At 62.9% G+C, this 15742-nt stretch carries 12 protein-coding genes; 5 read left to right on the top strand and 7 right to left on the bottom strand.

The window, feature by feature from the left end; all coding sequences use genetic code 11:
* The first annotated feature begins 113 nt into the window (after positions 1–113).
* The 4 genes from EB809_RS13550 to astE are packed head-to-tail and all read left to right on the top strand — an operon-like array spanning position 114 to position 3382.
* On the top strand, positions 114–869 hold the full coding sequence (locus EB809_RS13550; RefSeq protein ID WP_123635362.1) for a transporter substrate-binding domain-containing protein: 756 nt from the start codon (positions 114–116) through the stop codon (positions 867–869).
* Between the two features lie 57 nt (positions 870–926).
* Positions 927–1631 (top strand): ABC transporter permease, encoded by a 705-nt coding sequence (locus EB809_RS13545; protein ID WP_123635361.1) that lies wholly within the window; start codon positions 927–929, stop codon positions 1629–1631.
* A 4-nt stretch (positions 1632–1635) separates the two neighbouring features.
* Positions 1636–2355, top strand: a complete 720-nt coding sequence (locus EB809_RS13540; protein WP_123635360.1) for an ABC transporter permease — start codon at positions 1636–1638, stop codon at positions 2353–2355.
* Positions 2356–2365: 10 nt separating this feature from the next.
* Positions 2366–3382: a succinylglutamate desuccinylase gene (gene astE, locus EB809_RS13535; RefSeq protein WP_123635359.1), complete on the top strand. Its 1017-nt coding sequence runs from the start codon at positions 2366–2368 to the stop codon at positions 3380–3382.
* Positions 3383–3731: 349 nt separating this feature from the next.
* Here the strand turns inward: astE and EB809_RS13530 are convergent, their stop codons facing one another.
* Together EB809_RS13530 and EB809_RS13525 are read right to left on the bottom strand one after the other, a co-directional pair.
* On the bottom strand, positions 3732–6764 hold the full coding sequence (locus EB809_RS13530) for an efflux RND transporter permease subunit (RefSeq protein ID WP_123635358.1): 3033 nt from the start codon (positions 6762–6764) through the stop codon (positions 3732–3734).
* Positions 6761–7867, bottom strand: coding sequence for an efflux RND transporter periplasmic adaptor subunit (locus EB809_RS13525; protein WP_123635357.1), 1107 nt, complete (start codon positions 7865–7867; stop codon positions 6761–6763). The genes EB809_RS13530 and EB809_RS13525 overlap by 4 nt, the downstream gene beginning before the upstream one ends.
* Before the next feature lie 211 nt (positions 7868–8078).
* Between EB809_RS13525 and EB809_RS13520 the strand changes: the two genes are divergently transcribed.
* Positions 8079–8717, top strand: coding sequence for a TetR/AcrR family transcriptional regulator (locus EB809_RS13520; protein ID WP_123635356.1), 639 nt, complete (start codon positions 8079–8081; stop codon positions 8715–8717).
* A 187-nt stretch (positions 8718–8904) separates the two neighbouring features.
* On the opposite strand, the gene astB is transcribed toward EB809_RS13520, so the two are convergent.
* The 5 genes from astB to EB809_RS13495 all read right to left on the bottom strand — a co-directional run bounded on the left by astB (position 8905) and on the right by EB809_RS13495 (position 15552).
* Complete coding sequence (astB, locus tag EB809_RS13515; RefSeq protein ID WP_123635355.1) at positions 8905–10248, bottom strand: N-succinylarginine dihydrolase; 1344 nt, start codon at positions 10246–10248, stop codon at positions 8905–8907.
* Positions 10249–10697: 449 nt separating this feature from the next.
* Positions 10698–12179, bottom strand: coding sequence for a succinylglutamate-semialdehyde dehydrogenase (gene astD / locus EB809_RS13510; protein ID WP_123635354.1), 1482 nt, complete (start codon positions 12177–12179; stop codon positions 10698–10700).
* A gap of 19 nt (positions 12180–12198) precedes the next feature.
* On the bottom strand, positions 12199–13248 hold the full coding sequence (astA, locus tag EB809_RS13505; protein ID WP_123635353.1) for an arginine N-succinyltransferase: 1050 nt from the start codon (positions 13246–13248) through the stop codon (positions 12199–12201).
* 15 nt (positions 13249–13263) lie between these two features.
* Positions 13264–14277, bottom strand: a complete 1014-nt coding sequence (locus EB809_RS13500) for an arginine N-succinyltransferase (RefSeq protein WP_123635352.1) — start codon at positions 14275–14277, stop codon at positions 13264–13266.
* A gap of 63 nt (positions 14278–14340) precedes the next feature.
* On the bottom strand, positions 14341–15552 hold the full coding sequence (locus EB809_RS13495; RefSeq protein WP_123635351.1) for an aspartate aminotransferase family protein: 1212 nt from the start codon (positions 15550–15552) through the stop codon (positions 14341–14343).
* Positions 15553–15742 lie beyond the last annotated feature (190 nt).

Raw genomic sequence — 15742 nt, 5'->3', positions numbered from 1 at the left:
CGGATCAGTCCGCGACGCCGCACCATCGGGGGTCGGGAAAGGTTCAGAAAAACAGTGATGGCAACGTCACTGGATAAAAAAAGCCAAAAGGCAAAACAATGGAGAAGCGACTCATGAAAAAGCTGATTGTTGCAGCAACCTGTGCCCTGGCCGTGATGACCGGCTCAGTGCAGGCGAAAGAATGGAAAGACATCCGCATCGCTTTCGACGTGCCGTACGAGCCGTTCGAATACAAGAAGCCGGATGGCTCCCTGACCGGTTTCGAGGTCGAGCTGGCCGAAGCCATGTGTAAAGAGCTGCAAGCCAACTGTGACTTCGTCATCCAGTCCTGGGACGGCATGATTCCGGGCCTGCTGGCGCGCAAGTTCGACGCCATCATGTCTTCCATGTCCATCACCCCGGAGCGTCAGGAAAAAGTCCTGTTCTCCAAGCCTTACTACAACACCCCGGGTGGCTGGTTCGCCAAGGATAACGTCAACACCGACCCGACCGACATGGACGCCATGAAGGGCAAGATCGTCGGCGTTCAGCGCGGCACCACCATGGACACCTACGTCACCGAGAACATGAGTGGCACGGTTGAAATCAAGCGCTACACCACCGCTGACGACATGGTCCTGGACCTGGAAGGCGAACGTCTGGACATGGTCTTCGTTGACTACCCGGTAGGCGAGCAAACCCTGCTGAACCGCGACGGTTTCCACGAAATCGGCCAGCCGGTGAAGCTGGGTGAAGGCGTTGGCGTGGCCATGCGCAAGCGTGACCAGGATCTGGCCGACCAGATCAACAAGGCGCTGGAGAAGCTGAAAAATGATGGCACCTACGACACCATCATGAAGAAATACTTCACTTACGACGTCAAGATGTAAACCCCGGCACGGCCCCCGGCATCCCGCCGGCGGCCTGTCCTCAACACGGACCTATCCATGCTTGATCTGCACGGCTACGGCCCTTCAATCATGAAAGGCGCGGTGGTAACCGTTGAGCTGGCATTGCTGTCGCTCCTGCTCGCGGTCGTCCTTGGTTTGATTGGCGCCTCGTCAAAGCTTTCCGGTAACCGCGGGCTCTACGCCGGCGCCACCGCCTACACGACCCTGATCCGTGGTGTTCCGGATCTGGTCATGATGCTGCTGCTTTATTACGGCGGGCAGGTTCTGGTGAACAAGCTCTCCGACTTTTTGTACTACCAGTTCGATATCGACTGGTTCCTGCAGTTCGACCCGTTTATTTCCGGCGTGCTGACGATCGGCCTGATCTTCGGTGCGTACATGACGGAAACCTTCCGTGGGGCGTTCCTCGCGGTCGACAGCGGCCAGATCGAAGCCGGCAAGGCTTACGGTTTCACCCGCTGGCACACCTTCCGTCGCATCATGTTCCCGCAGATGCTGCGCCATGCCCTGCCCGGCGTGGGCAACAACTGGCAGGTACTGCTCAAGACCACCGCACTGGTGTCCATCATCGGTCTGACCGACATGGTTCGCGTCGCCGAACAGGCCAGTAAGGCCGAACACGCACCGTTCAAATATTTCGTGCCGGTGGCCGTGGTTTATCTCCTCCTCACAGCCGGATCCGAATTGTTCATCCGCTGGGTCAACAGCCGCGTTAGCGTCGGCGTCGTGAAGGGAGACTGAAGCCATGCCTGATTTTATTATTCAATGGCTGAACACCCACGATGTGTTCACCGCCACCACCATGCTGCACTACTGGGATGGTCTGGTGACGACCGTGCAGTTGGTGTTCCTCTCGCTGCTGATCGGCCTGATTCTCTCCGTGCCGCTGGCGATCCTGCGCACCGTGCGCAATCCGTTCGTTTCCGGCCCGGTGTGGCTGTACACCTATATTTTCCGGGGCACACCGCTGCTGATCCAGCTGTACATCATCTACTACGGCATTGCCCAGATCGAAGGCATCCAGGAAACCTTCTGGTGGACGATCTTCAAGGATCCGTTCTACCCGGCCCTGCTGGCTTTCGTGCTCAATACCGCGGCCTACACCACGGAAATCATCCGCGGCGCCCTCGAGGCGACCCCGCATGGTGAAGTGGAAGCGGCCAAGGCCTATGGCATGTCCTGGTTCATGCGCACCCGTCGGATCATCCTGCCCAGCGCGGCCCGCCGTGCCCTGCAGGCCTATTCCAACGAGGTGATCTTCATGCTGCACGCCAGCGCCATCGCCAGCGTGGTGACCATTGTCGACCTGACCGGCGCGGCCCGGGATATCTATTCCCGTTTCTACGCCCCGTTCGACGCTTTCATCGCCGTCGCGCTGATGTACATGGCCCTGACGTTCACCATCATCTTCGTCTTCCGCCAGCTGGAAAAGCGAATGCTGCGACACCTCAAACCGCTGAGCTGAGTACGCCCTCATGTCAGTGCGCAACACCCTGTTCGACGGCGAGCCGGACTGGCTCGCCCACACCCTTTCCCGGGCCGGCCAGACGTCAGCCCCCGTGACCACCCGCCTGCCGGACGGTGCCGAAATCCGGCGTCTGGACACCGGTATTCTGGAGCTGGTCCCGGCTGCGGCGGATGACCGCCGGCTGATCATCTCCGCCGGCGTTCACGGCAACGAAACCGCCCCGATCGAAGTGGTCAATGGTCTGCTGAATGAGCTGATCAGCGGCCACTGGACCATCGGGCGCCGGACGTTGCTGATCCTGGGGAACCCACTGTCGATGGTCGCCGGTGACCGGTTTGTGGACCACAACATGAACCGGCTGTTCAGCGGCGCCCATGCCAAGGCACCCTACGCGGGGTCGCCCGAGGCGGAGCGCGCTGCCCTGCTCGAACAGACCTGCCTGGACTTCGTGGGTGATGCGGACACCGTTACCCACTACGACCTGCACACGGCGATTCGCCCCTCACTGCGGGAGAAGTTCGCGCTCTACCCGTTTGTGGAAGGCCGCAAGGTGCCGCAGGACCAGTGCGATTTCCTGCTGGAAGCGGACGTGCATACCCTGCTGCTGCAGCACAAGTCGGGTACGACCTTCTCGTCCTTTTCGTCCAGCTATCTGGGTGCCGAGAGCTTCACCATCGAGCTGGGCAAGGTCCGGCCGTTTGGCCAGAACGACCTGCTGCGCTTCAAAGGCATCGAAAGCGCCCTGCGCCGCCTGTTCCGGGACGAACCCGCGCCCACACCGCCAAACGCCGACGAGCTGGCCGTGTTCGAAGTGGTGTATGAGATCCTGAATACCGGGGACGATTTCCAGTTCCACGTACCGGACGACATCGCCAACTTTACGCCGTACCAGCCGGGTACCGTCATCTGGGAGGATGGCGTGACCCGGTACAAGGTGGGTGACGTGCCAGAGGCGATCATCTTCCCGAATCGGAATGTGCCTGTGGGGCAGCGGGTTGGGTTGTTGGTGCGGGAGAAGTCCTGACTTCAGTCTGCCGATACCTTCTGGGGCCTGTCGGCCCCATCGAGGCGAAAGCGTCGGCTACATTGCCCCTATAACTCGAGCGTGTAGCAGACGCTTCAGCTTCTGAGGCGCCGCAGGCGCCCCGGACTCAACACCGAGCCTCCTGAAGCCTCACCATTGGACGCCAGCCCGTAGGTTGGGCTGACGCAGGAAGCCCAACAACCCAGTCTTGCAACCAATTTCTCCCATTCCAAAGGAGCCCGAACTACTGTTTGAGAGCCTATGCATCAAGCAGATTCCGCGATAGCGCAAACATCCGGCGCATGCGCATTGCTGGGCTTCCTGCGTCAGCCCAACCTACGCCTCAGCGCTATCCCGGAATTCTCGCCTCTTCCATCTCCACCACCGGCCCACGAATCACCTTCACACACAGCGCCGGCACCACCAGCAACGTCAGCACCGTGGAGGCCAACAGGCCGGAGATGATCGCCCAGGCCATCGGCGGCCAGAGCGTGGAGCTGGAGAACGCCAACGGCAGCAAACCCGCTACCGTCGTCGCGGTGGTGAGCAGGATCGGCCGGGTGCGCTGCTCCACCGCCAGCCTTACCGCATCGCGAATCGGCTGCCCGGCCTCCAGTTGCCGGTCCATCACATCCAGCAGCACGATGGCGTTGTTCACCACAATCCCCACCAGCGCGATCACGCCCAACAACGACTGGAAGCCGAACGGCGAACCGGACAGCACCAGCCCCGGGAAAATACCCACGGTCGCCAGTGGCACCGTCAGCAGGATGATCCCCACCCGCTTGAACGAGTTGAACTGCAGCAGCAGGAAGAACAGCAGCAACAGCACACCGATCGGCGCGGTGGTCAGGATGGCGCTGTTGGCGTCCTTGGAGCCCTCGGCGTCGCCACCGTACTCCATCCGCGTGCCCGGTGGCAGCGGATGGGTTTTCAGGTAGTCTTCCAGTCCACCCAATGCCTGACTGAAGCTGTAACCGTTTTCGAGATTGGCCGTAACGGTATTCACCCGAACGCCATTGCGCAGGTAGCGCGCTGCCGGCTCCCAGGTGGTGTTGACGGTGGCTACGGCGGACAACGGCACCGCCTTGCCCTGGGCCGTGTAAACGTTGATCGACAGCAGGCGGGTCAGGGACAGGTCGGTGCCCTCGCGGGAGCGCAATACCAGCGGGATAGGATCGTCCTCCTGCCGATACTGCTCGGCCACCATGCCGAAGCTCTGCCCATAGAGGCTGCGCGCCACATCGGCCCGCGAAATGCCATAACGGGCGGCCACCGCGTCGTCCACATTGATGCGCACGCTGGGCACACCGGGATCGAGATCGTGGCGGACATCCACCGCGCCAGGCGCTTGTCTCAGACCGGCATAGACGGTTTCCACAGCCTGAGCGCGCACGCTGTCATCCGGGTGAGACAGGCGAACCTCCACCGGCGCCACGCGGGGCGGCCCCTGCCCCAGAATCCCGACCGTCAGATCGGCTTCCGGCAACGCCTCGGCGGCGTATTCCCGAATCCAGTGCACCAGTCCGGTGGTTTGCGCCAGCGTTTCTGTCTTGACCACCAGGCGCCCGCGATTCGGCGCCTGGGGCGCGCGCCGTAGATTGTAGTAGAAGCTCGGACCGGTAAAGCCCACAAAGCGATGCACGTTGACCGTCTCCGGGCGGCTGCGAATCGCCCGCTCCAGATCGGCGGCGACCCTGGCGGTTTTACCTTGATCCGTGCCTTCGGGCATGTACAGCTCCACGATCACCCGCGGCCGGTCCGCATTGGGGAAGAACTGCTGCTTGAGAAATGGCGTCAGCGCCACGCTCGCGGCGACCATCAGGACACCCCCTAAAACCAGCCAACCCGGCGCCCGGGACACCAGTCCGCCGAGCACGCGGGCCAGCCCCGCCAGCCGATCCGCCCTGACCTGTTTCCGCGGCTTGAGAAAACGCGCCGCCAACAGGGGCACGGCCGAAATCGCCAGCAGGTAGCTGACCGACAGGGTCAGCATGATCATGACCGGAATGCCGCGAGTGAAATCCGCCGTCCCGCCCTTGGACAACAGCAACGGCGCGAACGCCGCCAGTGTGGTGCCGGTGGAGGCACCGAGTGGCCCCGCCAGTTCTTTCACCGAGCGAACGAGCGCCTCCATCCGGGCGACGCCCTCGTCCAGCAGCGTCTGGATGTTCTCCACAATCACGATGGCGTTGTCGATCAGGATACCCAGGGAAATCACCATCCCGATCACCGCGATCTGGTGCAGGATACCGCCACCCAGGTCATACAGCCCGATGCTGATCAGCGTAACCATCGGCAGGATGGTCGCCACCAATAACCCCATCCGCAGCCCCATGCCGGTAAAGACCACGGCGATGATGATCAGGACGGAGAACAGCAGGCTCCAGGCCAGGTTGTCGAGGCGGTCCTGGACCTTATCCGGCTGGAAGAACATTTCCTGGATGGTGTATGGCGCGAATTCCGGCTTCAATTGGGCCAGGCGCTCACGCACCCGCTCGCCAAAGCGGATGGCGTCGGTCTTGCCCTCTTCCAGCATGATGTTGACCAGCACCACCCGCTCGCCGTCATCCCAGGTTTCCGGCTGCCGGGGTTCGGCGGGGCCGCGCCAGATTTCGGCGGCGGATGCCAGCGGCACCTGGGAACCGTCCGGCAGCTCGATCGGCGTGGCACGAATGGCATCGAGATTGCCGAACTCGCTGTTCGGCAATATGGAGATCCGCTGGCCGTCCACCACGAGGAAGCCCCCGGGGATCACCTGGTTGCGCTGGGCCAGCGTGTCCAGCACCCGCGACGGCGACACGCCCAACCGATAGAGCGCGGCGTCGTCCAACGCCAGGGTAATCTGCTCGTCGGCGTCCCCTTCGAGTTCGACGCGGGACACGCCGGGAATATCCAGCAGGTTGTTCTTGAGCCTTTCCGCCTGCTCGCTCAGCTCGGTCACCGACGGCGAGCCGCCCACCGCCAGCACGATGGAGGGGATGTTGATCAGGCGATCTTCCAGGTTCATGGTGCCGACACCGTCCGGGAAATCGTGACGGGCCCGCTCCATGGCCTGGCGCACCCGATCCCAGGCAGCGTCGGTGTCGTAGATCGTGTCGTTGAGGCGGATATTGACCACCGCCACGCCGGTTCGGGCGGTGCCGGAGGCGAAGTCGACTTCCTCAACCTGGCGCAGCTCGTCCGCCAGAGGCTCCAGCACCAGACGCTCCACCGCGTCGGCGTTGGCGCCCGGATAGCTGACGGTCAGCAGCCCCGCCCGGTGCGGGAAGGACGGGTCTTCCTGCCGGGGCATGGTGTTGTAGGCGGCTATCCCCAACAGGCAGAGCATGGTCACCACCATGCCCAGCAGTCGGCGGCACCGCATCAGCCGGCCCATCATGGCAGGATCTCCAGGGCATCGCCCGGCGTCACCCGCGTCATGCCGGCGTAAACCACCTGATCGCCCGCTTTGAGCGTGCCATCAGCGAGAATCGCGTGTTCGCCCATGATCCGCCGAACCGCCACATCCACCCGTTCAGCGGTGGGCCGATCGCCATCTTCGGCTATACGAAACACGGAGGTGCCGGTGGCCGAGCGCATGACAGACAGCAGCGGCACGGACAGCAGAGCGGCATTGGGCGAAGCGATGCCGACTTCCACCGGCACGCCCGCCTCCAACTCGCCGTCCGGCAGGTTGACCATCACCGCATGCAGCTCCCCCCGCAGGCCACTGGGCTGGGCGATTTCACTGACCGTACCGGTTACGGGTGTCTGGTCCCGTCGCTGTACAGACCAGACCTGTACCGGTTCATTCAGCGTCACCTGATCCAGCAAATAGGCCGGGACCCGAACCTCCACTTCCAGCCCCTTGGGCGCAGACAGGCGCGCGACCGGCTGACCGGCGCCGACAAATTCGTCGGCTTCCACCAGCACCGCCTCAATGCGGCCATCGAACGGCGCTTTCAGCGTGCTTTCGGCGACCATCCGTTCGGCTTCTGCGAGAGATGCCCGGGCCGTGGACACGCTGGCCTTGAGCGCATCCCGCTTGGCTTCGAGCTGCTCCAGGGTTTGCTCCGAGACCACACCCCGTTCAAACAGACGCTGGGAACGTTTCCACTCCCGGCCTGCCTGGTCGAGCTGGGTCTGCAGCTCCTGCAGGCGCGCCCTGGCGGAATCCCGGGCCGGTTCCAGCCCCGGGTTGTAGAGATGCGCCAGCACCTGCCCTTGTGTCACCCGCTGCCCTAACTCCATCGGGCGCTCCCGGATCGTACCGCTCACCTGGAACGTCAGCGTCGCTCGCTGGCGCGCCTGGACAATGCCCGCAAAACGCAGCGGCTCGGCCTGGTCCGCCGTGATACTGACAGGGGCGGCACGCACGCTGACGGACGTATCCGGCGCTTCGGGCGCGCCAACCGACTCGGCACAGCCACTCAATCCGGCGGCGACCGCCGTCATCAGCAGAGCCAGGAAAGGAAGGGAGAAACGTCGGGCGGTGGTATTCATCGTGATCACCAGTGGGCTGAAGCCCGGATTCCTTCCGGGCGAATGTTGAACGGGGTATCCATTAAATTTGCAATCGGTCATGACCTGAACGATCTTTTAAGACATCATGTCATTCTTTGACACTTTGTCAACGACTAGAATATGAATAAAGTCCCTGCATGGATCAGCGCGGTATGACACCGCTCCAGGCAGTCAGAGAGGATCCGGTTTTATGAGTGACCTGCAGGCAAGGCGGGAACGGGAAAAACAGCAGCGACAGGACGCCATCCTGGACGCGGCGGAAACCATGTTTGCCGAGAAAGGCTACGAACGGACGTCCATGGACGAAATTGCCCGCACCGCGAGCCTGAGCCGGGCCCTGCTCTACGTCTATTTCAAGGACAAGGCCGCTATTCAGCGCGGCATTATGCTGCGAGCGGCCGAACGGCTACGGGTGCGGTTCCGGGCAGCTCTGGAGGCCGGTGAAACGGGCCTCGATAAGATCCGCGAAATGGGTACCTCCTATTACCGTTTCTGGCAGGAAGAGCCCAACTATTTCGATGCCCTCACCCGGGCCACCACCGCCATGCAGGATGCCGACGCCGACGAGACGGAACAGATGGTGGGCTGCGAGATGCAGACCATGTCATTGATGGTGGAAGCCCTGAACGCCGGGATCGAAGATGGCAGTATCGATGCCGCCCAGGTGAGTGATTGCTTCCAGACCGCGCTCTACCTGCGTGGCGCCCTGCACGGGGTGATCATGATGTGCCAACAGGAAATGAGCGAAGATGGGCCGCTGGCGACATACCCCAGCGATTCGCTGGTGCGGCATACGATGGAGATGTTGGTGCGGTCGATCAGGGCTTGATGGTGAAGGGAGATCTGGCGCCTTCGGAGGCATCCCCCTCTCCCCAACCCTCTCCCTCCAGGGGAGAGGGAGCATCTCGAGTTGCCGGTTTGCACAGCCCGTTCCCCTCTCCCCTGGAGGGAGAGGGGCTAGGGGAGAGGGGGGAGAAGCCAAGAAAAGGCCTCTCAGGCTATAACCTCAAGCTGAATCACCGCTGGAAATCGTAAATCGATCCCAACCCCAGAATCCCGGTCAGTTCATCCAACGCGTGACGACACTCGTCCAGCAGCATCGGATCGGCCAGGTCGTCCTGAGTCAGCTCGTCCCGGTAGTGCCCTTCCACCCACGTGGTCAGGCGTTCGTACAGGGCGTCGTTCATCAGCACGCCGTCGTGCATGGCCTTGAGTTCGTCGTCGGTCAGCACCACCCGCAGACGCAAGCAGGCGGGACCGCCGCCATTGCGCATGGACTGCTTCACGTCGAACACTTCCACCGCCTTGATGGGGCCACCCTGGGCCACCAGCTTGTCGAGGTAGCGGCTGACGGACTCGATCTCACGACACTCGCCCGGCACCGCCAGCAGCATGGAGCCGTCTTTCTGGGTCAGCAACTGGCTGTTGAACAGGTAGGAACTGACCGCGTCGGCCATGGGCACCTCGTCGGTGCTCACTTTTACCGCCTGCAGTTCAGCCCCTTTCAGGCGCGCCTGCACGTCGGCCAGGACCTGGGCTTCGTTCAGGAAGGCCATGTCGTGGTAGAACAGCACGTTGCCGTTGCCTACCGCAATCACGTCGTTGTGGAACACGCCGGCATCAATCGCATCCGGATTTTGCTGGGCGAACACCGCGCGCGCGTCGCTCAGGCCGTGCAGCCGGGCAATAGCGCGGGACGCTTCCAGGGTCTGACGAGCTGGGAAACGCTTGGGTGCCGGCGCCGACTCGTCAAACGCCTGCTGGCCGTAGACAAACAACTCCACGCCGGGATCGCCATAGGCGCCACACAGACGCGTGTGGTTAGCCGCGCCTTCGTCACCGAACTGGCTGATCGAGGGCAGTGCCGGGTGGTGGGCGAAGTAGGCTTCGTCCGAGAACATCGACTTCAGTGCCCGACCGGTCACCTCATGCTCGATGGAGCGATGGAACTTCGCGCCCAGGTTCGCCGGGGTAAAGTGTACCCGGTGGTCGTGGGTGTCGGCGCTCGGGGATACCGTCGCCGCGTTTGCTGTCCACATGCAGGAGGCGGACGACACGGCCGCCAGGATCACCGGATTTTCCTTCGCTGCCTGGGACAGGATCTCGCCGTCGCTGCCGGTGAAGCCGAGCTTGCGCAGGGTCGGAATGTGCGGCCGCTCGTGCGGCGGCAGGATGCCCTGCACGAAGCCGCGATCCGCCAGGGCTTTCATCTTCGCCAGGCCCTGCAGCGCCGCTTCCTTTGGATTGGACACGGCACTGACGTTGGATTTGGAGGCCACATTCCCCCAGGACAGGCCCGCATAGTTGTGGGTCGGTCCAACCAGACCGTCAAAATTGGCTTCAGTGGCGTGTTGGGTCATGAAAACCTCACAAAAATCGTCTTGTTTACTCTGTGCCAGTCAGGCTGAACGGAGTCGTTCTCAATGTAGCCGACACTTCAGTATCGTAGGTTGGGCTGACGCAGGAAGCCCAACAAGCCGGGTTTGCAGACAACGTCATCAAATGGCCGTCAACCCGGCTTTTTTGCGAACCCATGCTCCAAGCATACCCGAGATGACGGAGACGTCCGGTACTCGCTTATTGTTGGGCTTCCTGCGTCAGCCCAACCTACGGCCCTGGTGAAGGGCCGGGGCGCAGAGCGGGGCTAGGGGAGGCTCCAGCGGTTGCCCATGACGGCAACAAACACCTCTTTGGCGAGGCTATCGCCTCGTTCCCCTCTCTCCAAACCTCTCTCCCTCAAGGGGAGAGAGGCTTCAAAGCGCAGACTTCTGCAAACTCTATAAAGCGTCGGCTACACGCCCGAGTCGTCTTACTCGAAGCTCAGGCCCGGGGCCAGGGACTCCGGCATGGTGTTCTTCTCGGACTCGAGCGACGCCATCGGCCACGCACAGTAATCCGCCGCGTAGTAGGCGCTCGGGCGATGGTTGCCGCTGGCGCCCACACCACCGAACGGGGCCGCACTGCTGGCGCCGGTCAGCGGCCGGTTCCAGTTGACGATACCGGCGCGGACTTCCTCGGTGAGGCGCTCATACAGGGCGCGGTCGTCGGTCAGGATGCCGGCAGAGAGGCCATAGCTGGTGTCGTTGGCGATCTCCAGCGCTTCATCGAAGCTGCTGTAGCGGATCACAGTCAGCAGCGGACCAAAGTGCTCTTCGTCCACGCGGTCTTTAATGTCAGTGACGTCAACGATGCCCGGCGACAGCAGCGCGGTGCCCTCTTCCAGGCGACGCATTTCCAGCAGCGACTTGCCGCCTTTCTCGATCAGGCTGGCCTGGGCGTTGAGCAAGCCGTCGGCCGCCGCAACAGACACCAGGGCGCCCATGAACGGCTGCGGATCGGCGTCGAAACGACCGACCTGGATCTTGCTGGCCACCTCGACCACGCGATCGACAAAGCGATCACCCGCCGTACCCTTCGGCACCAGCAGACGACGCGCGCAGGTGCAGCGCTGGCCAGCCGACAGGAACGCGGACTGGATGGCGTTGTGAACGGCGCCGTCCAGGTCGTCGATGCCCTGCACGATCAGCGGGTTGTTGCCGCCCATTTCCAGCGCCAGGATTTTCTCCGGCTGGCCGCCGAACTGCTTGTGCAGCAGGTGACCGACGTTGGAGCTGCCGGTGAAGAACAGGCCGTCGATGCACGGGTGGCTGGCCAACGCGATACCGGTGTCCTTCTCGCCCTGCAGCAGGTTGATCACGCCGTCCGGTAGGCCGGCTTTCTGCCACAGGCGCAGGGTCAGCTCGGCCACGGCCGGGGCGATTTCGCTCGGTTTGAAGATGGCCGTGTTGCCCGCCAGCAGGGCCGGAACAATGTGACCGTTCGGCAGGTGACCCGGGAAATTGTAGGGGCCAAACACCGCGACCACACCGTGCGGACGGTGGCGCAGGACCGCCTGACCACCCGGCACGTCATTGGCGCTGTAGCCGGTACGATCCTCGTAGGCCTTCTTGGAGATAGCGATCTTGCCGATCATGGCGCCCACTTCGGTGCGGGACTCCCACAGCGGCTTACCGGTTTCCAGGCCGATGGTGTGGGCCAGCTCTTCCTTGTTGGCTTCCAGCTCCTTGCCGAACGCTTCGACAATGGCCAGACGCTCTTCAAAGGTCTTGCGGCGCCAGGCCGGGAAAGCGGCACGGGCAGCGCGTACGGCGGCGTCGACGTCCTCGACATCGGCGCTGTGGCCTTCCCACACCGCGTCGCCGGTCACCGGCTGGACGGATTCCAGGGCCGGGCCGTGGCCGGTCAGCCATTTGCCATCGATGAGGACTTCTCCAGTCAATTTAACAGTCATAACAAACTCCTGAATTCGGTTACTTGGCGGTGCGGTTTTCTTTGAGCGGTGACAGGCGCACCAGATCGCCGGACGAGACCTGCAGGGCATCCGCCACTTCGGCGGGCATGCTCACGGTATCCGGCTTGATGCAGCTCTTCGGCAGTGTGGTGACCCGGAAATCCCGGAACGAGCGGTTCGAGACCATCACCCGTTCTTCCGGCGGCACGTCCAGGTTGACCGGCTGCCGAGACACCAGCACGTGGCGCTTCACGCTCTCACGCACGGTACGCACGTTGTGGATAAACGCTTCCACCACCGGACCGCCGTCGAAGATGTCGCACAGCCCGTTGAAGTTGAAGCCTTCGGCCTGCAGCATCCGCAGGGCCGGTTTGGTGTTGTCGTGGACCTCACCGATGACGGCCCGCGCCGGTTCCGGCAGCAGGGGCACGTAGATCGGGTACTTGGGCATCAGCTCGGCGATGAACGACTTGTTGCCCATGCCGGACAGGAAGTCGGCCTCGCTGAAGTCCATGTCGAAGAAGCGGCGACCCAGCGCGTCCCAAAGCGGACTGCGGCCGTTCTCGTCGGACACGCCGCGCATCTCGGCGAAGACTTTCTCCGAGAAGAACTCACGGAAGTCCGCCATGTACAGGAAACGGCAGCGGGACAGCAGCAGGCCGTTGCCGCCCTGACGGTGGGTGTCCGACAGCAGCAGCGAACAGATCTCGCTGGTGTCGGTCATGTCGTTGGTCAGGTGCAGGGTCGGCGTGCGGACGTGGACGCCCAGCTCCCGTGAGGCGTTCACGGTGGTGCTCAGACGGTAGTTGTACCAGACCTCATCCAGCCCGACCCGGGCCTCGATACCGCTGATACCGACGCACTTCTTCTGCTCGGTGTCTTCCAGGGCAAACAGGTACATGCCCGCTTCCGGGGCGCACCGTTCGTTGAAGGTGTCTTCGGCCCGCGCGATCTTGCGGGACAGGAGATCACGGTTCGGCGGCAGGGAGGTCAGCCCTTTGCCGGCGCCTTCCGCCATATCGTGCAGGTCTTCCAGGTCACCCTGATTGAGGGGGCGAATCAGCAACATAACAATCTCCTCTCCTTACAGGGCCACCAGGACCAGGTCGTCGCCGTCGCTGACACCCAGCTGATCGGCGATGGTGGTATTCAGGCGCACCACGTCGCCCAGGCCGTCGCTGACGTTGGTCAGGGAACAGCGGAAGCTTTCACTGTCGCCGTTGGCTACGAGGTAACGCACACCCCGGCTGCCCTCACCCCGGCGCGCGGTCTTGTTGCGGCGGCGGGTGATGGAGGTCAGCTCGTCAGTCCGGGCTTCCAGCACCGGGCCACCGTCGAAGATGTCGATGTGCTGGCTCACGCGGAACCCTTCCCGCTCCAGCAACTGACAGGTCCGTGCGGCGGCCTCGTGCGGCTCGCTGATGGCGGCCTGGGCCGCATCGGACAGCAGCGTCACGTAGATCGGGTTGGGCGGCATCAGCTCGGCGATGAACGTCTTGGTCTTCACGCCGGAGTAGTAATCCGCCGTGGCGAAATCCATGTGGAAAAAGTGACGCCCCAGGCTGTCCCAGAACGGCGCGTCGCCTTCCTCGGTCTGGACGCCCTGGATTTCCACCACCACGTCGTCGGAAAAGCGCTCGCGATGACGATCGATGAACAGCAGGCGCGAGCGGGACAGCAACTCGAAGGCTTCGGTATCGCGCAGCTCCGGATCGATGGTGAACGAGCACAGCAGCGTCTTGCCGGTGAGCTCGTGGGTCGGATACAGCACGGCCACGCGCTTGGCCACATCCAGTTCGTGGGAGGCGTGGATCAGCTCATCGCGGCGGTAGTTGTAGAACGGCTGGCTGTTGCCGGCGCGGGCATCGATACCGGCGGTACCGTGGATGCGGCCGGTGTCGGAGTCCTCCAGCACGAACAGGAAACGCTCGCGATCCGCCAGCGCGGGATCACCGGCCAGGGAGCGCTGCGAATGATCAATTTTCTCGCTCAGCTTGTCCCGGGATTGGGGCAGCGTCGAGACCCGGGCACCGTGAGCCGTTGCCAGCTTTTCGATACCGGCCAGGTCTTCGTGGCGAGCAGGACGGACAATCCACATGAGAGGTAACTCCTGTGATGTGCCCGGAGGCGGGCTCCTTTTGGGAGCCCGCCACCGGATTCATTAACCGGCGATTTTGGCGACAGCGCGTTCGAAGCGGACCAGTGCCTCGTCGATGTCGGACTCGGGGATGATCAGCGAAGGCGCCAGACGGACCACGTTGGCACCAGCCACCAGTACCATGACGCCTTCATCCAGGCCGGCATTGAGGAATTCCTTGGCCTTGCCCTTCCATTCTTCGGTGAGTACACCGCCGAGCAACAGGCCAGCGCCACGCACCTGTTCGAACACGCCGTATTGTTGGCCGATCTTTTCCATGCCTTCGCGCAGGCGCTTGGAGCGTGCTTCGACGCCCTTGAGCACGTCCGGCTGGCTGACGATGTCGATGACGCGCTGGGCGACCGCACACGCCAGCGGGTTACCGCCGTAGGTGCTGCCATGGGTACCGACACCGAGGCTTTCGGCGATCTTGGCGGTGGTCAGCATGGCGCCGATCGGAAAGCCGCCGCCGAGGGATTTGGCGGTGGAGAGGATGTCCGGGGTCACGCCGTACATCTGGTAAGCATAGAGGTGGCCGGTACGACCAACGCCTGTCTGGACTTCATCGAACACCAGCAGCGCGTTGTGTTTGTCACACAGCTCGCGCAGGCCTTCCAGGAAGGACTGCTCGCCCGGCAGGATGCCGCCCTCGCCCTGAATCGGCTCGACCACGATGGCGCAGGTCTTGTCGGAGATCAGCTTCTCGACGCTGGCCAGATCGTTGAAGTCGGCGTGGTGGATGCCCTTCGGCGCCGGCTCGAAGCCTTCCAGGTACTTGGGCTGACCGCCGACGCTGACGGTAAACAGGGTGCGGCCATGGAAGCTGTTCTTGAACGAGATGATTTCGTTCTTCTCGCCACCGAAGTGCTGCCACGCGTAGCGACGGGCCAGCTTGAAGGCCGCTTCGTTGGCTTCACCACCGGAATTGGCGAAGAACACGCGCTCGGCGAAGGTCAGGTCGCACAGGGTCTTGGCCAGGTGGATGGCCGGCTCGTTGGTCATGACGTTGGACAGGTGCCAGATCTTCTCGGCCTGGCTGGTCAGTGCACCCAGCAGGCCCGGGTGGGCGTGGCCCAGGGACGTCACGGCGATGCCGCCGGCCAGGTCCACGTATTCCTTACCTTCCTGATCCCAGACTCGCGATCCTTCGCCACGAACGGGGATGATCTTGCCCGGCGCGTAGTTGGGGACCATCACGTCATCAAACATTTCTCGGGTAATGGAAGGTGTTGTCATAGGAGCCTCGTTGTTGGGTGTTGGCAGAAACTGGCAACGAGTCTAGACGGGCGCCACCCATGTCGCTTTCAGGAATGCGACCCGGCCGTTACAGGATTGCGACCTGACAAATAACGATGAGTTCGCAGAAAAATGTAGCCGACGCTTTAGCGTCGGAGGGCCCGCCAGGGCCCCGGCGACTTGCAACACG

The organism is Marinobacter sp. R17 (assembly GCF_003789045.1).
Classification (GTDB): domain Bacteria; phylum Pseudomonadota; class Gammaproteobacteria; order Pseudomonadales; family Oleiphilaceae; genus Marinobacter_A; species Marinobacter_A mangrovi.
This window is presented reverse-complemented; position numbering and strand designations above follow the sequence as displayed.